The organism is Bradyrhizobium sp. SZCCHNR1053 (assembly GCF_032381235.1).
Taxonomy (GTDB): Bacteria; Pseudomonadota; Alphaproteobacteria; order Rhizobiales; family Xanthobacteraceae; genus Bradyrhizobium.
Genome location: NZ_JAUHJM010000002.1, coordinates 135,860 through 152,537 on the forward strand (window position 1 = coordinate 135,860; position 16,678 = coordinate 152,537).

Here is a 16,678-nt window from a genome sequence, read left to right on the forward strand (position 1 = left end):
AGTTCAGCAGCATGACGGGCGCCGCCGAATGGGTGATCTGGAATGGGTCGATAGGGATCGTCGACACGGTCCGGCTCGGCTCCATCACCGACGGCGCAACGGGACGGCTCGCACGGCTCGCGCCACCCTACGACGTCGTCGGGCCGTTCAGCCTCGACGAATTGGAGACCCACGGCCGCATCGTCTTCGGCTCCTGCCTCGTCATGTCGCAACGACGCTGGCGCGAGGATCAGGATGCGTTGCGGATCGAGGCGCGGGCCGCGCGTCGCGCCCTGTGGGATCGGCTCGCGCGCGACCAGAACGACGACGCCTTTCGCGCAATCCTCGAACTACCCCTGCAGGGTATGCTGACGGCTACACACATCAAAGCTGCGTTCCGCCGGCTGGCCAAGTCCGCGCATCCCGACGCCGGCGGCAGCAATGAACTTTATCGACGCATTTCCGAGGCACGCGATGCGCTGCTGGCGCGGTTGGAGTGACGATCGCGAGCGATGACGTGACCGACAGCCACGAAATGACCAAGCGGAGCGAACCAGGAGCGGGATCCGAGCCGGCGCCCGAGCCAGCCGGACGCTCTCGTGCGACCGGCTGACATGCAGTCAAAAAGAGCAAGCCGGTCGGGGCGCTCATGCCCGACCGGCCCGGCTCCCAGCCTTTAGAAGAAGCCGAGCTTCTTCGGGCTGTAGCTGACCAGCATGTTCTTGGTCTGCTGGTAGTGGTCGAGCATCACCTTGTGGGTCTCGCGACCGACGCCGGACTGCTTGTAGCCGCCGAACGCCGCATGCGCCGGATAGGCGTGATAGCAATTGGTCCAGACACGCCCCGCCTGGATATTGCGGCCGAAGCGGTAGCAGGTGTTGGCGTCGCGGCTCCACACGCCGGCGCCAAGGCCGTAGAGCGTGTCGTTGGCGATCGCCAGCGCCTCGTCCTCGGTCTTGAAGGTCGTGACCGAGACGACGGGTCCGAAGATCTCCTCCTGGAACACGCGCATCTTGTTGTGCCCCTTGAACACCGTCGGCTTGACGTAGTAGCCGCCGGCGAGATCGCCGCCGAGCACGTTGCGCTCGCCACCGATCAGGAGCTGCGCGCCCTCGTTCTTGCCGATGTCGATGTAGGACAGGATCTTGGACATCTGCTCGGCGGAGGCCTGCGCGCCGATCATGGTCGCCGGATCGAGCGGGCTGCCCTGCACGATCGCGCCGACACGCTGCAGCGCGCGCTCCATGAAGCGCTCATAGATCGATTCGTGGATCAGCGCGCGGCTCGGGCAGGTGCAGACCTCGCCCTGGTTGAGCGCGAACATCACGAAGCCCTCGATCGCCTTGTCGAGGAAGTCGTCGTCCTCGGCGCAGACGTCCTTGAAGAAGATGTTGGGCGACTTGCCGCCGAGCTCGAGCGTGACCGGGATCAGGTTCTGCGAGGCGTATTGCATGATCAGCCGCCCCGTCGAGGTCTCACCGGTGAAGGCGATCTTGGCGATGCGGTTGGAGGAGGCCAGCGGCTTGCCCGCCTCTAAGCCGAACCCGTTGACGACGTTGAGCACGCCCGGCGGCAGCAGGTCGCCGACGATCTCCATCAGCACGAGGATCGAGGCCGGGGTCTGCTCGGCCGGCTTGAGCACGACGCAGTTGCCCGCGGCGAGCGCGGGCGCGAGCTTCCACGCCGCCATCAGGATCGGGAAATTCCACGGAATGATCTGACCGACGACGCCGAGCGGCTCGTGGAAGTGATAAGCGATGGTGTCGTGGTCGATCTCGGCGATCGAGCCTTCCTGCGCGCGGATCACGCCGGCGAAATAGCGGAAGTGGTCGATGGCGAGCGGGATGTCGGCCGCGGTGGTCTCGCGGATCGGCTTGCCGTTGTCCCAGGTCTCGGCGAGCGCCAGCCTGTCGAGATTGGCCTCCATGCGGTCGGCGATCCTGTTGAGGACCATCGCGCGCTCGGTGACGCTAGTGCGCGCCCAGCCGTCCTTGGCGGCATGCGCGGCGTCGAGCGCTGCCTCGATGTCGGAGGCATCGGAGCGCGCGATCTCGCACACCGGCTGGCCGGTGATCGGCGAGATGTTGTCGAAATATTTGCCGGCGTTGGGGGCCTTCCAGGCACCGCCGATGAAGTTGTCGTAACGCGCAGCGAAAGGCGGCTTGAACGCCGCATTGACGTCAACCTTGGTCATCTCTCTCTCCCATTCACGCCGATGCACACGGCGTTGGAGAGAGGCTCGATCAAACAGGCGCGACAGACCAGAGGCCGCAACGAGCGCGTCCGAGGAAGTGTCGCAGTTCTGCGACATGTTGGCTGCGATTCGACAGCCGCGGCGCGTTCACCGCTCGAGCCCGAGCCGCTTCATCTTCCGGTGCAGGGTGGCGCGCGACATGTCGAGCTCCTTCGCCGCCTTCGAGACGTTGCCGCCGGCGCGCGCCAGCGCGCGCTTCAGAACGGCACGCTCGGCGGCGTCAATGTCGTCGCCCCCGGTGGTTGCATCCTTGATCAGGTCGCCGGCCGGCACCGGACGCGCCAGCGCGGACGGAGAGAGGTTGAGCGCACGGCGCGCCGCCCGTGTGGCACCGACGACGAGGTCGTTGCGATCGACCGCCAGCAATGAGTTGATCTCGCGCTCGCTGTCCGGCGTGAGCACGATGCGGGCATGCGGAAAGGCCTGGCGGAAATTCTCCGCCTCGATCAGGCGCGCGGCATCCGCGACGGTGGTCGCGATCAGCCGACTGAAGCCTTCGGTCAGATCGGCGCGACAGGAGGAGACGTCGAGCGCGGCCTTGAGCTGGCCGTGCTCGTCGAAGATCGGCGCCGTGGTGCAGAACAGCCGCGCGTTGCGTGACAGGTAGTGCTGATCGCGGTCGATGGTCAGCGGCCGCTTCTCGACCAGGCAGGTGCCGATAGCATTGGTGCCCTCGTGCCGCTCGCTCCACACCGCGCCGGTCCACAGGCCCCAGGATTCGAAGGTGGCGTCGTCCCCGCGGGCGCCGCGGCGCTCGAGCACCGTGCCCTCGGCATCGGCGAGCAGCACCGAGCAGCCGACGCCCCCAACCGCCAGGAACAGCCGGTCGAGGCTCGCCTGTGCGATCGCGAGCAGCCGCCCGAGCCGGGCGCGCGCGTCCGCGATCTCGGCCGCCGTCAGGCGGGCCGGCAGCTTCGGCGTGGCGGGATCGAGCGCATGGAGATGGCCGGAGCGCCGCCATGATGCCGCGAGCGCCGAGACCGCCGGTGCGCCTCGGTCGGCTCGGCTATCGGCTCTACCGTCAGCGTCAGCCTTGGCATCCCCCTTGGCCAAGGCCTCCAGGACGCGATCCGAATGGGCATTCCCGGGCGAACGCCCCATGTCCCTCCTCCCGGCATTGCCCGCGTTGGCGCGGCTTGTTACTAGACTAGCGCAACTACAGCACCGCGGTTTGACCGGCGTCAAGGAATGCGGACCAATCGGTCACCCACCTGTCGCGTGACCGTAGCCGCCTGAGGGAGGACGTCGGCAAGTTCCTCAGCTCGGTGCGCGCGAGCTGAGCACCAGCCCACAAAACCGAAAAGGCCGCCTGGACGAACCAGGCGGCCTTGCCGTGTTGCGTGACCGGCGGCGTGGCGTCCGCCGCGGGCCTCAGCGGGCGCCGCGCGACAGCATCTCGAAGCGGTAGTTGACACCGATCATCGCCGTGTGGAGCTGGGTCTTCTGGCTGACGACGTTTGGTCCTCCTGTGATCGCGGCGGCGCCCGGCAGCGTGCCGGTCGCGGTGCCGAAATCGGCGTAGTCATATTCGGCGAAGGCCGACCAGTTGCGGGCGAACATCCACTCGACGCCGGCGCCGACCGTCCAGCCGCTGCGGTTGAACGCCACGCTGGCGGACTGTCCGGTGGCGGTGTTGACGACCGAAACGTTGGTCCGCGTCCACGCCGCGCCACCGCGCACATAGGCCAGGATCTCAGGCGTCACCAGATAGCCTGCGCGCACCGTGGCGGTGTAGAGGTTGCTGGTCCGCGTGTTCATCGTCAGCGCCGGCCCCAGCGGGCTCGACGCGTTGATGATGCCGAGATCGGCCATCGCCTGGATGCCGACGACGAAGCGGTCCATCTGGTAATCGCAACCGAGCTGCAGGCCGCCGACGACGTCGCTGCCATTGCTGGAGACGGCGGTCGGAATCTGCACGGCCGCGACGGGCAGCGGCGCCACGTTGCCGCCGCCGGTCACCGGCGGGTTCTGCGCCGGCGGATTGCCATTGTTGCCCTGCGGCGGCGGGTTCGGCTGGCCGCCGCCATTGTTCGGGGGTGGATTTTTCGGCGGCCAGCCGGGCTTGTCCGGATGATGCGGCCATCCGCCATGATTGTAGTTGCCGCCGTGCTGCTGCTGCCAGTGGTCCTTGTCGGGCTGCTTGTCGCCATAGCCGCCCTTGCCGTCATCATTGTCGTGCGGCTTGCCGCCCCAGCCGTAGCCGCCATGCTTGTCGTCGTTCCGGTCATCCGGCTTCAGCCAGGCGTAGCTGTCACGTTCGCTCTTCAGCGGCTGCTTCGACCACCCGAAGCCAAGCGGCTTGTCGTAGCCGTCGTCCTTCTTCGCGCCCCAGCCGGTGGCCGGCTTGTCATGATCGTTCTGCTGGTCATGTCGCAGCCAAGTATATTTGTCGGAGTAACCGTTCGAATGGAGCTGCGACCAGCCGCTCGACTTGCCATGGTCATCGTCGTGAGGCTTGTCGAACCAGCCGCTGCCATATTTGACGTCGTTGTAGTTGTCGTCCTTGGTCTTGGATGGCGCCGACGGCCAGGAAGACTTGTTGTCGCCGCCTTTCGATCCAACCTGTGGCCAATGATGACCGCCGTCGTGATCGGGCTTGTAGGACGGCTTGTCGTGCGGCCAGCCGTGATCCTTGTCGCCATGATACTGCTTGCCGGGCTGCCACCAGCCCTTGTCGTTGCGCTCACAGATCGGGGGCTTGCCCGGCGGCTTATGCGGCGGCGGCTTCCATCCGCCGTTGTTCCCGCCGGGGTTGTTCGGCGGCGGCGGGTTTGGCGCTGGATTTGCGACCACAGGCGGCTTGACCACAGGCGGGTTGTTTGCATTGCCGACCGGCTGCTGCACAGGCTGAACGGGCGCGGCGGCGGCATTGGCGACCTGGGTCCACGTCTGCTGCTGGCGTGACCAGGCCATCCCGGCGTTCGCGCCGGCATGGCAGCCACTCCACCTGTAGGCGAAGACGTCAGGCGGCGGGAGCGGGGGAGGCAGGGCGAGATCAGTCGCCCAGACCGATGTCGTACTTCCTGCGAAAGTAGATAGGCAAAGGCATACGCCAAATACGCGACGCATCGAACTCACAACTCCTGAACACGTGCCGCAACAAACGGCGGCCGCATCAGGAGGGTGAGATTGTGTCGCGAACTGAATTGAAAAATGTCATTCGGAAGGAATGCAGATCGCGACGCCGACGCGATCGAAGTTCAGCTTTGACTGTTGCACGCAAGATGCAGGATTCCGGCGAAAAGAAGCAGCGCGACACGATTGCGACAAACAGCGCAATGCGCGATGCCGCCGCGGCTCATGAGTTCATTAGTAGACGAATGTGCGCACCGAACTCACTGGATGCGCAGCGCGTCGGCGCCGCGCTCGACGGCATGCGTCCTGATCGCGCGCACCTCGCGATCGTCGGCCTTCGCGTCGACAACACGCCCTGATTGCATCACGTCGAACATGGCGGCACATCGGCTGCACGGCCGCCACCGCCTTCGACGCGCCGACGCTCGGCTGTCCACGCGTGTCGACAACCCCTGCTCTTGGTTTCGCCGTTATCGCGCGGCTTGTGCGACGTCATCGATCGGGAGAGAAAGCGGCGAATGCCGTCGCAATCGCGCTGAATGAGGCAGGGCTTCGTCAACGTTGCGGCAACTCATCGGGATCGCGCGCCGCGAAGCATCCATAATTGCGGCCGGTTGTGTCGTGCTCGCTCGCCGGGCTCGAAGGCCCGACCGTATCCATCGATCCGATCCTGCACTCCGCACAGATGCACCCCATTCCCGTTCGTTCTGGATTGCGATCAGGATGGAACGAAGCTAGGTCACGGCCGATCGCGACCGGAAATACGGATTTGAGCTCGCCGCCAAATCGTCCGGTCATCGGCACAAGCGCCGCCCGCAGCGCGCAGCATCATGGCTGGGCTCGCCTCAGCCACGATGACAGACTGAGGCCCGTCGGGCGGATCAGCGCAGCCTGATCCGCCGCACCGCGCGTCGCGCGTCACGTCATCATCACGGATTGCGCCGGGAGAACGAGATGGCGTAGGCGCCGTTGCGGATGTCGATCATCGGATCATCCGACGCCTCGACGCCGTCGGTGAGCTGGCCGGGCAGGAACAGCAGCTTCTTCTGCGCCCCGTCGCTGTCTTCGACCGCCTTGTCGATCGTCAGCACGCCGAGCTCGACCAGCTTGCGATCGCCAGGCCACGGCTTGGCCGGATCCTTGGTGTCGTCGCCGGCCGCAGCGAGCTGCGCCTTGAAGCGGAACGTCACCGGCCCCTGCTTCAGCCGCGCCGGCAGCTCGGACATCAGGAAGTCCGGCGCGCGTTTCGCCGCGTCCTCCTTGTCGATATGCACGACCTTCTCCGGCAGCATCTGCCAGCGCACCGCCTGCTTTTCGCCGGCCTTGTTGACGAGCACGAAGGCGTTGACGCCGAAATAGGCCTCGTCGGCAAGACTGTCCGGCGTCGCGATGGTACCGAGCGCCGCCGGCACCGAGGGATGGCTGGCGATGAACTGCTCGAGCCTGGTCGGCTTGGCCGCGTTCGGTCCAGAGTCCGCGATCGCCAGGAACAAATCGCGCAGCTCCGCGCCGGTCGAGACGGGGAAGAATTTCAGCGAGTTGATCACGAGGTCCATGTCGCTGCCGTCGGCGAGATGAAACTTCACCGCCATGCCATGCGGATTGGCGTCGCCGGAGCCGTCCGGCAGGTTCGGCACGCCGGTGGAGTCCGAGAACCGCACCGTCACGGGAATTTCGCCGCCGCTGAACAGCGAAGCCTTGCTCAAGGTCGCCGCCTCGGTCGACGGCTTGAACTTGCCCTCGACCACGACGCCCTTGGCGTGATTGGCGCGAAAGCCGGCGTGCACGCCGAACACCTTGTTCATTGCATTGACGAGCTGCTCCTCGACCGGCGGTTCCTGCGCGAGGGCAGCGGCGGGCAACGCGAGGGCAATCCCGGCCAGCGCGGCAACGAGCGTGCGTGTCGTCATGAGCGGCGTCCTCCTGTATGAGCGGTGCAGCATAGCAGCATGAATTGACGCGCAAGCGACTTTCGTGCGCGACCGATGGGGCGCCCATCACAGTCGCATGATTCACCTTGCCGTCTGACAGGAGACATTCCGCCCCGTCACCCGCTCCTTGCGGCGAGATGGCGAATGTCTCTATTGTAGCCGCGCGTGCCCGGTCTGCCTCCGCTCCGCGCTGCCGTGCGGATCGGGGGATCGTGCCCCCTCCGACCCTGGCGCTGGACGGCGCGCGCCCACGACGGAGTTTCGACTGTGTCCGCACCGGAAAGCTTCCCCATCGACAAGATCCACGTCCCCGACAGGAAGCGCAAGGCGCTGAAGCAGGACGCGGTCGACGCGCTGGCCGAAAGCATTTTGGAGGTCGGCCAGCGCGAGCCGATCCTCGTCCGCCGCGACAAGGACCATTTTGTCCTGATCGAAGGTCTGCACCGCCTCGAAGCCTGCAAGGCCCTCGGCGAAAGCGCCATCATGGGTCTGCTGATCTCCGCCGAGGAAGCCCGCCAGCGCGAGCTGCCACCGCCGCCCGTCGATCCGGAGCGCGAGAAGATGGAGCGGCTGCGCAAGCTGCGGCTGGAGAAGGAGGAAGCGGAGAAGCTCGCCACGGCGCCGAGAGGCGTCCCGGGCGCCCATGCCGCGACGCATCCGCGCGGGCCGACGGAGACGACGAACCGGAGCAACAGGACTGCCACCGCGAAACCATCGCGCCCCGGACAGGGATCGACGCCCCGAACCCTGTCGGATTGGATCAAGCAACAAGAGCGCAGCGGCGGGCGATACTGACGGTTTCGACGCGCGATTGCCCCCGGCCAAGGTTTGATTGAGCGGCAGTCCGTAGGGCGGATCAGCGCAGCGTGATCCGCCGCCACGCGCCGCATCCGCTGCGCAAATGGCGTGACCGACTGGACGGCGGCGAGGTCGCGATCGCTGGCGGGCACATCTTCATCCCTCCACTCGTCCGGCCGTCAGCACCAGTTTATGCGAGGTCCGCCTTCATCAGGTCGCGCAGCGCTCTCGGTATCGGCTGCGCCCTGCCGCCGCTGATGAACGCGACTCTCACGTCGGCCTTGACGAGCACCTCCTCGCCGCGCCTGACCTCCTGCGCCAGCGTGATCGACGCGCCCTTCACCGCCACGGGCCAGGTGACGACGTCGAGCACGTCGTCCATGCGCGCCGGCCGCAGGAAGTCGAGCGTCATCGAACGCACGACGAAAGCGAAGCCCGGCATCTCGCTTTCTGCCTCTGCGAACAGCGCGTGCTGCTCGGCGCCCATCAGCCGCAGATGATTGGTGCGGCCACGCTCCATGAAGCGGAGGTAGTTGGCGTGATAGACGATTCCGGAGAAATCCGTGTCCTCGTAGTAGACCCGCACCTGCATGTGGTGGCGGCCGTCGCGGATCTCGCCGTCGAGATGTTGGTGGGTCAAGGGAAGCCCTCGATCGTCGGAAATGGCGATCGTTTCGCCCAGTTCAACGGCCAGCGCAAGAGCAGGCTAGCAAGAGCAGGCTACGACGTCACCTCCACAGGTTCCCTGCCGACGGTGACCAGCACGATCTCCGGCGGCATGCCGATCCGGACTGGCATGATGCTGCAGCCGAGGCCGCCGGAAACGATCACGTCGCATTGGGTGCGGATGTGGCCGTAGGCCAGATTGACGCCATTGCGCGCGGGAACGGCCGGCGACCAGCCGAGCACACGAACCTGCCCGCCATGCGTATGCCCGGAGAGCTGCAGCGCCACCCGCGACGGCACCCGGAGCGCAACGTCGGGCTCATGCGCCAGCAGGATCACCGGCGCGCTGTCCGTCACCTTGCGCAGTGTGCTCGCGAGATCATCGATGCCGATCCGCGGCACGGACCGGAAGCGCCTGGCCGGCATGTAGGCCAGCTGATCGCCGAGGCCGGCGAGCCAGAAGGCATGACCATTCTTGCTGAGCCGCACCACATCGTTCTCATAGACGGGAATGCCGGCGGCCTCGAGCGCCTTCTGGGCATACGGCGCGCCGCGGCCATCGCGCTGCACGGTTCGATCATCCCAGTAATCATGATTGCCCAGGATGGCGTGCACGCCCAGCGGCGCCTTGAGGCCGCCGAGCACCGGCGCCCACTCCGAAGCGTCGATGCGTCCGATGTGATGCCGATGACCAGCGACATAGTCGCCGAGCAGAACGATCAGATCCGGCTGCAGCGCGTTGGTCCGCTGGACGATCCCGTCGATATGCGCCAGCGACATCCAGGGATCGCAAGCGTGGATGTCGGCGATCGCCGCGATCTTCAGCTTCAGGCCGGCCGGCCAGTCGTGCGGATGGATGTGATAGTCGGTGACGCCGAGGCGCAGCGGCTCGACGCCGACGCCGTAGGTCGCGGTCGAAAAACCGGTCGCGGCAAGACCGCCTGAGAATGACAGAAAGCGACGGCGTGACAGCATGGACGAACTCCTCGCACGCAATCCTTTTCTTCGATCATTGCAACCGATTTCGGGTGCGTCCGTGCAGATTGTCAGCAGATTCGTTAAGCATCGTCCTCACTGCCGAACAGGCCGAACTGGCTGGGATCGCGGTTCGGCTCGGCCATGCCGAGATGCCGGAACGCATGCGAGGTCAACAGCCGGCCGCGCGGCGTGCGCTGCAGATAGCCGCACTGGATCAGATAGGGCTCGATGATGTCCTCGATCGCGTCGCGCGGCTCCGACAGCGCCGCCGCCATGGTCTCGACGCCGACCGGCCCACCGCCGTAGTTCAGGGCGATGGTCGAGAGATAGCGCCGGTCCATTGCATCGAGCCCGGCGGCATCGACCTCCAGCGCGCTCAAGGCATGATCAGCGATGGCGCGATCGATCGCGCTGGCGTTCGCCGCCGAGGCGAAGTCACGCACCCGGCGCAAGAGCCGGCCGGCGATGCGCGGAGTGCCGCGGGCGCGGCGCGCGATCTCGTTGGCGCCGTCGGCGGTCATGCCAACGCCGAGCACGCGGGCACCGCGCGTCACGATGCCCTCCAGCTCCTCGACCGTGTAGAAGTTCAACCGAATCGGGATGCCGAAACGATCACGCAGCGGATTGGTCAGCAGGCCTGCGCGCGTCGTCGCGCCGACCAGCGTGAACTTCGACAAGTCGATCTTGACCGAGCGCGCCGCCGGCCCCTCGCCGATGATGAGGTCGAGCTGAAAATCCTCCATCGCGGGATAGAGCACCTCCTCGACCGCCGGGCTGAGACGGTGGATCTCGTCGATGAACAGCACGTCGCGCTCTTCGAGGTTGGTCAGCAGCGCCGCGAGGTCACCAGCCTTGGCAATCACAGGTCCCGACGTGGCGCGGAAGCCGACGCCGAGCTCGCGCGCGACGATCTGGGCCAAGGTGGTTTTGCCAAGACCAGGAGGACCGACGAACAGCACATGGTCGAGCGCCTCGCCGCGCTTGCGCGCCGCCTCGATGAAGATCGACAGATTGGCGCGCGCCTGCTGCTGGCCGACGAACTCGGAGAGCTGCTGCGGACGCAGCGCGGTGTCACCGACATCGTCGGAGCGCCGCTCCGGACTGACCATGCGCGCAGGCGGCTTCATTCGTTGCCGCGCCTGTATTTGTTCGGCAGCAGCTCGCCGATCGTCACCGCCGCAGGCCCCTTACCGTTCGACGGCACGATGACACGCGCCTTCGCATCGTAGTCATGGATCAGCTCGCGGCAGGTGCCGCAGGGCGAGACCACGGCGACCTCGCCGGGCTCACCCGGCTTGGGATGACGCACCGCGACGATGGTCTCGATGCCGTGATCGCCGTGCTCGGTGATGGCGCGGCCGATCGCGATCGCCTCGGCGCAGACGGCGTTGCGGCCGAGATAGGCGTCGATGTTGACGCCGGTGATGATGCGGCCGTCGCGGGTGCGCACGGCCGCGCCGACCTCCTGCCAGTCGTTGCGGTAGCGGCTCTTGACCGCTGATGCGGCCGCCTCGATCAGCTCCTTGTCCTTCTTGCTCACCATGGGGGAAATGATTGTCCTTCTGCTCGCCCGGCCGAGCGACGATAGCCTATTTCGCCAGCTCCTTGAGGCCGAGGCGGATGAGTTGCGCGGTCTCGGCCTTGTCGCCGGCCGCGCGAGATGCTGCCGCGATCGCGGCGGCCGCCTGCGGCTGGCCATAGCCGAGATTGATGAGCGCGGAGATGGCATCCGCGATGGGCTGCGGCGCGCGCTGCTCCTCGATCGCACCAGACAGCCTGACCACGCCGGGATCGACATCGGCGAAGGCCGGCGCCTTGTCCTTCAGCTCGGTCACGATGCGCTCGGCGACCTTGGGGCCGACGCCCGGCGTGCGCGCCACCGCCGCCTTGTCGCGCAGCGCGATGGCGTTGGCGAGATCGGCCGGCGGCAACGTGCCGAGCACGGCGAGGGCGACCTTGGCGCCGACGCCCTGCACCGTCTGCAAAAGGCGAAACCATTCCCGTTCGACATCCGAGCGAAAACCGAACAGCTTGATCTGGTCCTCGCGCACATAGGTCTCGATCGACAATGTGGCGGCTTCACCCGGCGACGGCAAGGCCTGCAGCGTCCGCGCCGAGCAGTGCACCTGATAGCCGACGCCGCCGACGTCGAGGATGACGAAATCCTCGGTGGTGGAATCGATCAGCCCCTTGAGCTTGCCGATCATAGCCCCGCCACCTTCATGCGCAGCGCCTGGCCCTGGCGGTGATGGGCGTGGGTGATGGCGATGGCGAGCGCGTCCGCCGCGTCGGCCGACGGCGGCTCGGCCTTGGGCAGCAGGATCTTCAGCATCACCGCGATCTGGCCCTTGTCGGCGTGGCCGGCGCCGACCACGGTCTTCTTGACCTGGTTGGGGGCGTATTCGGCCACCGAAATCCCGAACATGGCCGGCGCCAGCATGGCGATGCCGCGGGCCTGGCCGAGCTTTAAGGTGGCAACACCATCCTTGTTGACGAAGGTCTGCTCGACCGCGGCTTCCATCGGGGCAAAGCGGCCGAGCACGGCCGAAAGCCCCTCATGGATCGCCAGCAGCCGGCTCGCCAGCGGCAGGTCGTCGGGCGGCTCCACCGAGCCGCAACCGACATAGATCAGCCGGTTGCCTTCGCTCTCGATCACCCCCCAGCCGGTGCGGCGGAGGCCGGGATCGATCCCAATGATACGGACGGCTGCGCGAATCGGCTGGGCTTTCATGGGATAGAGATAGCCTTGCGCCACACCGATGGAAACATAAACGGAACGGACGAACGACGTGGTTAAGCGTCCGTCAACCGCCCATCTTCGCCATCAGCGCGTCCGAGATCTCGAAATTGGCATAGACGTTCTGGACGTCGTCGTGCTCGTTCAGCAGATCCATCAGCTTCAGCAGCTTCTCGGCGGTCTCGTCGTCGACCGCCACGGTGTTCTGCGGCTTCCAGGTCAGCGCCGCCTTGCGCGGCTCGCCGAACTTGGCCTCGAGATTCTTGGCGACCTCGCGCAGGCTCTCCGGCGAGGCATAGATCTCGTGCCCCCCCTCGCCCGAGATCACGTCGTCGGCGCCAGCCTCGATGGCGGCGTCCAGCACCGCGTCATCCGAGGCGACGCTGCGGTCGTATTCGATGATGCCGACGCGGTCGAACATGAACGACACCGAGCCGGTCTCGCCGAGATTGCCGCCGGATTTGGTGAAGTAGGAGCGGATGTCGGAGGCGGCGCGGTTGCGGTTGTCGGTCAGCGCCTCGACGATGACGGCGACGCCGCCCGGGCCATAGCCCTCGTAGCGGATCTCGTCGTAATTGTCGCCCTCGCCGCCGAGCGCCTTCTTGATGGCGCGCTCGATGTTGTCCTTGGGCATGTTCTCGGCCCGGGCGGCGACCACGGCGGCCCGCAGCCGCGGGTTCATCGCCGGGTCCGGCGTGCCGAGCTTGGCGGCGACGGTGATTTCGCGCGCCAGCTTGCCGAACAGCTTGGACTTCATCGCATCCTGCCGGCCCTTGCGATGCATGATGTTCTTGAATTGGGAATGGCCGGCCATGCGAGGTCTCTTGAAATCGTAGGGGATCAGGTGGGGGAAGCGCGGCCTTATAGGCCGGGAATCGTCAAAATCAAAGATTTGAGGTGGATTCAGGGTGGCCGCCCCCTTCGAAGAGCCGGTTGGCTGCCCTGCACCATAAGCCAAATGTTAACCACGGCTTCACAGTCAAGTGCAACGATGCCGCCCCTCTGCACCTTTTCACCGCACCGGGGCCGCCCCATGGCGTTTGGTTTCCTTGCAAGACGACCCTCTGCGCCCGATCCGGTGGCTGAACCGAAACCGGTGGCCGCGCCGGAGCCGCCGGCGTCGTCGGATACCGATTCGGCCAAGGCCATCCTCGACCTGCTGGAGCTGGAACTCGGCGGCATGATTCGCCAGCTCGAGCGCGCCGCCGATGCGGTCGCCAGCGGCGCCGAGGCGACGGCGGGGACGCTGATGGACATTCGCCAGCGCGCCGATGCGCTGAACGGCCGCAGCAGCGCCGCGCAAGGAACGGCGGCGACGTTCGCCCACGCCGCAGAGAAGGTGACCCAGTCCGCCCACGGTATCCGTGCCCAGGTCCAGGACGGCGGCCAGCTCGCCGACCAGGCCAGCGCCGCCGCCACGGAAGCCCGGGCCAACGTCGACCGCCTGCGCGAATCCTCGGCGGCGATCGGCAACGTCGTCAACCTGATCTCCCAGATCGCGCGCCAGACCACCCTGCTCGCGCTCAACTCGACCATCGAGGCCGCCCGCGCCGGCGACGCCGGCCGCGGCTTCGCGGTGGTGGCGACCGAGGTCAAGGCGCTTGCCGTCCAGACCCAGAACGCGACCGAGGAGATCACCCGCAAGATCGAGGCACTGCAGAAGGACGCCGCCGGCTCGGCCGACGCCGTCCACCGTATCGCCCAGGCGATCGAGGCGATCCGCCCGGTCTTCACCAACGTCAACGGCGCCGTCGCCGAGCAGAACCAGACCACCGGCGCGATGTCGAACAATGCGGCGCAGGCCTCGCAGTTCATATCCTCGGTGGTCGACAGCGCTGCTGACATCAGCAGCGCCACCCAGCAGGCCGAGAGCTATGGCGAGCGCGTCACGAACGCCGGGCGCGCCGTAACCATGTACGCCCAGAAGCTGAAGGCGCGCTGTGCCGTGCTGCTGCGCCAGGGCGATCGGCCCGTGCGCAGCGGCAGCGAGCGCCTGCCTTGCCATCTCAAGCTCGAGATCAAATCCGGCGCCCGCACGATCACGGCCGCGGTCTACGAGATTGCCAACGACGGCGTGCTGATCACCGGCCCCGACGCGAGCCGTCTCGCCGTGAACGAGGGGTTCGACGCCGTGCTGGAGGACGTCGGCCCGTGCCGCCTGCGCGTCACCGAGCAGGTGAAGGCCGGCGCCCAGGCGCGGTTCGATGCGCCCAATGCCGAGCTGCGCGAGAAGATCGAGGACAAGCTCTGGGCGCTGCACGAGGAGAACAACGAGTTCGTCACCCGCGCCATGGAAGCGGGCACCGAGCTGAACCGGATGTTCGAAAGCGCTGTCGCGCGCGGCGAGATCACGCTCGAGGACATGTTCGATACCAACTATGTCGAGATCCCCGGCACCAATCCGCAGCAGCACCGCAGCCGGATTCTCGACTGGGCCGAGCGCGTGCTGCCTTCGTTCCAGGAGGCCTTCCTCGCCAAGGACCAGCGCATGGCGTTCTGCGTCGCGATCGATCGCAACGGCTATCTGCCGGTGCACAACCGGATCTATTCGCATCCGCAGCGGCCGGGCGACGCAGCCTTCAACACCGCCAACAGCCGCAACCGCCGCATCTTCAACGATCCGGCCGGGCTCGCCGCCGGCCGCAACCAGCGGCCCTATCTGATCCAGAGCTACGCGCGCGACATGGGCAACGGCAACACCGTCATGATGCGCGAAATCGACGTGCCGATCCGGGTCCGCGGCCGGCACTGGGGCGGCTTCCGCACCGCCTACAAATTGTGAGCCGAGCGGTGATTTTCTGATCCTTTCGAGCCCGGGAGCCTGGACATGTCGGTCGCGCAACGCGCCATTCTGGAAAGTCACGACGCGCGCACCGGCGCCGAGCGGCTGATCGACGAGATCGCCGACCGCATCGGCGGCCTCGGCGTCGAGCTTGCCGACGTCGCCGGCAACGTCCAAGAGGTCGCCGCCCGCGTCAGCTACCAGTCGCAGCGGTTCGGGCATCTGCAGGCCACCGCCAAGACCATGGTCGCGGCCAATCACGACATCGCCACCGCCTCGCAGGCGGTGCAATCGGCCACCACCGCCGCAGTGGGCGACATCGCGCAGTCGCGCAACGTGGTCGACGCCGCGGTGCGGCACATCGCCGAATTGGTCGACTCCGTGGAGCGGATCGAGCAGCGGCTCGGCTCGGTCGGCGATGCGCTGTCGCAGGTCGCCAAGGTCTCGGTCGCGATCGAGGCGATCGCCAAGCAGACCAACCTGCTGGCGCTGAACGCCACCATCGAGGCAGCCCGTGCCGGCAGCGCCGGCCGGGGCTTCGCTGTCGTCGCCAGCGAGGTGAAGTCGCTCGCCGAGGCGACTCGCCAGGCCACGCAGCAGATCGGCGACACCCTGCGCGGGCTCGACTCGCAGGTGAAGAGCCTGCTCGGCGAGAGCGGCCAGGCCTCGTCGCGCGCCAAGACGGCGGGTGAAGGCGCCCAGCAGATCGGCGGCATCATCGTCCGCGTCCAGGACGGCTTCACCAGCGTCGGCCAGGAGATCGACGGCGTGGCGAAGGCCGCGACCTCCAACCTCGCGCATTGCGACGCCGTGATCAGCGAGCTCAACGAGCTCGCCAAGGGCGTCGACCAGTCCTCGGTCGAGCTCAAACAAGCCGACAGCCGGATCGCCAAGCTGCTCGATCATTCCGAGGCGCTGATCGGGCTGATCGCCGAGAGCGGCGTACAGACCACGGACGCGCCGCTGATCAAGTCCGTCGTCGACACCGCCCGGCAGATCTCGGCGACCTTCGAGGCGGCGATCGACCGCGGCGAGATCACGCTCGCCGACCTGATGGACGAGAGCTATCGCGAGATCCCCGGCACCAATCCCAAGCAGTACATGACGCGCTACGTCGAGTTCACCGACCGCGTCCTGCCGGCGATCCAGGACCCGATCCAGGGCAGCGACCCGCGCATCGTGTTCTGCGTCGCCTGGGCGCGCGGCGGCTATCTGCCGACGCACAATCCGAACTACCGCAAGCCGCAGGGGCCCGATCCGGTCTGGAACAACGCCAACTGCCGCAACCGCCGGCTGTTCGAGGACCGTGCGGTGAAGAAGGTGGCCGCCGCCAGCAACAAGCCGTTTCTGCTCCAGACCTACCGCCGCGACATGGGCGGCGGACAGTTCGTGCTGATGAAGGACCTGTCCGCGCCGATTGTCATCAAGGGCCGTCATTGGGGCGCGTTCCGGATGGGTTTTCGCCTCAAGGCCTGACG

Annotated in this window: 16 protein-coding genes; 5 read left to right on the forward strand and 11 right to left on the reverse strand. The window is 66.8% G+C overall.

All coding sequences use genetic code 11. From position 1 onward, the window contains the following. Positions 1-11: 11 nt before the first annotated feature. On the forward strand, positions 12-479 hold the full coding sequence (locus QX051_RS05550) for a J domain-containing protein (RefSeq protein ID WP_315734355.1): 468 nt from the start codon (positions 12-14) through the stop codon (positions 477-479). 176 nt (positions 480-655) lie between these two features. Here QX051_RS05550 and adh read toward each other — a convergent pair whose 3' ends face one another. The 3 genes from adh to QX051_RS05565 form a co-directional block, all read right to left on the reverse strand. Next, positions 656-2,173 (reverse strand): aldehyde dehydrogenase, encoded by a 1,518-nt coding sequence (adh, locus tag QX051_RS05555; protein ID WP_315775397.1) that lies wholly within the window; start codon positions 2,171-2,173, stop codon positions 656-658. A 147-nt stretch (positions 2,174-2,320) separates the two neighbouring features. Next, on the reverse strand, positions 2,321-3,334 hold the full coding sequence (locus QX051_RS05560) for a helix-turn-helix domain-containing protein (protein ID WP_315775398.1): 1,014 nt from the start codon (positions 3,332-3,334) through the stop codon (positions 2,321-2,323). A gap of 270 nt (positions 3,335-3,604) precedes the next feature. After that, positions 3,605-5,146, reverse strand: a complete 1,542-nt coding sequence (locus QX051_RS05565) for an outer membrane protein (RefSeq protein ID WP_315775399.1) — start codon at positions 5,144-5,146, stop codon at positions 3,605-3,607. Positions 5,147-5,457: 311 nt separating this feature from the next. Between QX051_RS05565 and QX051_RS05570 the strand changes: the two genes are divergently transcribed. After that, positions 5,458-5,667, forward strand: a complete 210-nt coding sequence (locus QX051_RS05570) for a hypothetical protein (protein WP_315775400.1) — start codon at positions 5,458-5,460, stop codon at positions 5,665-5,667. A gap of 570 nt (positions 5,668-6,237) precedes the next feature. Here the strand turns inward: QX051_RS05570 and QX051_RS05575 are convergent. Continuing rightward, the gene (locus QX051_RS05575; protein ID WP_315775401.1) at positions 6,238-7,218 is read right to left on the reverse strand and encodes a catalase family peroxidase; all 981 of its coding nucleotides are present in this window, start codon (positions 7,216-7,218) and stop codon (positions 6,238-6,240) included. 288 nt (positions 7,219-7,506) lie between these two features. On the opposite strand from QX051_RS05575, the gene QX051_RS05580 reads away from it, so the two are divergent. Continuing rightward, on the forward strand, positions 7,507-8,034 hold the full coding sequence (locus QX051_RS05580; protein WP_315775402.1) for a ParB N-terminal domain-containing protein: 528 nt from the start codon (positions 7,507-7,509) through the stop codon (positions 8,032-8,034). A gap of 193 nt (positions 8,035-8,227) precedes the next feature. Here QX051_RS05580 and ybgC read toward each other — a convergent pair whose 3' ends face one another. From ybgC to QX051_RS05615, 7 genes are all read right to left on the reverse strand, one after another. Continuing rightward, on the reverse strand, positions 8,228-8,677 hold the full coding sequence (gene ybgC / locus QX051_RS05585; protein WP_315734369.1) for a tol-pal system-associated acyl-CoA thioesterase: 450 nt from the start codon (positions 8,675-8,677) through the stop codon (positions 8,228-8,230). An 80-nt stretch (positions 8,678-8,757) separates the two neighbouring features. Further along, positions 8,758-9,678, reverse strand: coding sequence for a metallophosphoesterase (locus QX051_RS05590; RefSeq protein WP_315775403.1), 921 nt, complete (start codon positions 9,676-9,678; stop codon positions 8,758-8,760). An 83-nt stretch (positions 9,679-9,761) separates the two neighbouring features. Beyond that, on the reverse strand, positions 9,762-10,808 hold the full coding sequence (ruvB, locus tag QX051_RS05595) for a Holliday junction branch migration DNA helicase RuvB (protein WP_315753251.1): 1,047 nt from the start codon (positions 10,806-10,808) through the stop codon (positions 9,762-9,764). Then, positions 10,805-11,224: a cytidine deaminase gene (locus QX051_RS05600; protein ID WP_315734375.1), complete on the reverse strand. Its 420-nt coding sequence runs from the start codon at positions 11,222-11,224 to the stop codon at positions 10,805-10,807. The genes ruvB and QX051_RS05600 overlap by 4 nt, the downstream gene beginning before the upstream one ends. Positions 11,225-11,270: 46 nt before the next feature. Then, positions 11,271-11,888 carry a Holliday junction branch migration protein RuvA gene (ruvA, locus tag QX051_RS05605; protein ID WP_315775404.1) on the reverse strand — a complete coding sequence of 206 codons (618 nt, stop codon included), beginning with the start codon at positions 11,886-11,888 and terminating at the stop codon, positions 11,271-11,273. Further along, positions 11,885-12,412, reverse strand: a complete 528-nt coding sequence (gene ruvC, locus QX051_RS05610; protein WP_315775405.1) for a crossover junction endodeoxyribonuclease RuvC — start codon at positions 12,410-12,412, stop codon at positions 11,885-11,887. The genes ruvA and ruvC overlap by 4 nt, the downstream gene beginning before the upstream one ends. 73 nt (positions 12,413-12,485) lie before the next feature. Then, positions 12,486-13,232 (reverse strand): YebC/PmpR family DNA-binding transcriptional regulator, encoded by a 747-nt coding sequence (locus QX051_RS05615; protein WP_315734381.1) that lies wholly within the window; start codon positions 13,230-13,232, stop codon positions 12,486-12,488. A gap of 219 nt (positions 13,233-13,451) precedes the next feature. On the opposite strand from QX051_RS05615, the gene QX051_RS05620 reads away from it, so the two are divergent. Beyond that, positions 13,452-15,200, forward strand: a complete 1,749-nt coding sequence (locus tag QX051_RS05620) for a methyl-accepting chemotaxis protein (RefSeq protein ID WP_315775406.1) — start codon at positions 13,452-13,454, stop codon at positions 15,198-15,200. A 45-nt stretch (positions 15,201-15,245) separates the two neighbouring features. Continuing rightward, entirely contained in the window at positions 15,246-16,676 is a 1,431-nt protein-coding gene (locus QX051_RS05625) for a methyl-accepting chemotaxis protein (protein ID WP_315775407.1), read from the forward strand. Positions 16,677-16,678 lie beyond the last annotated feature (2 nt).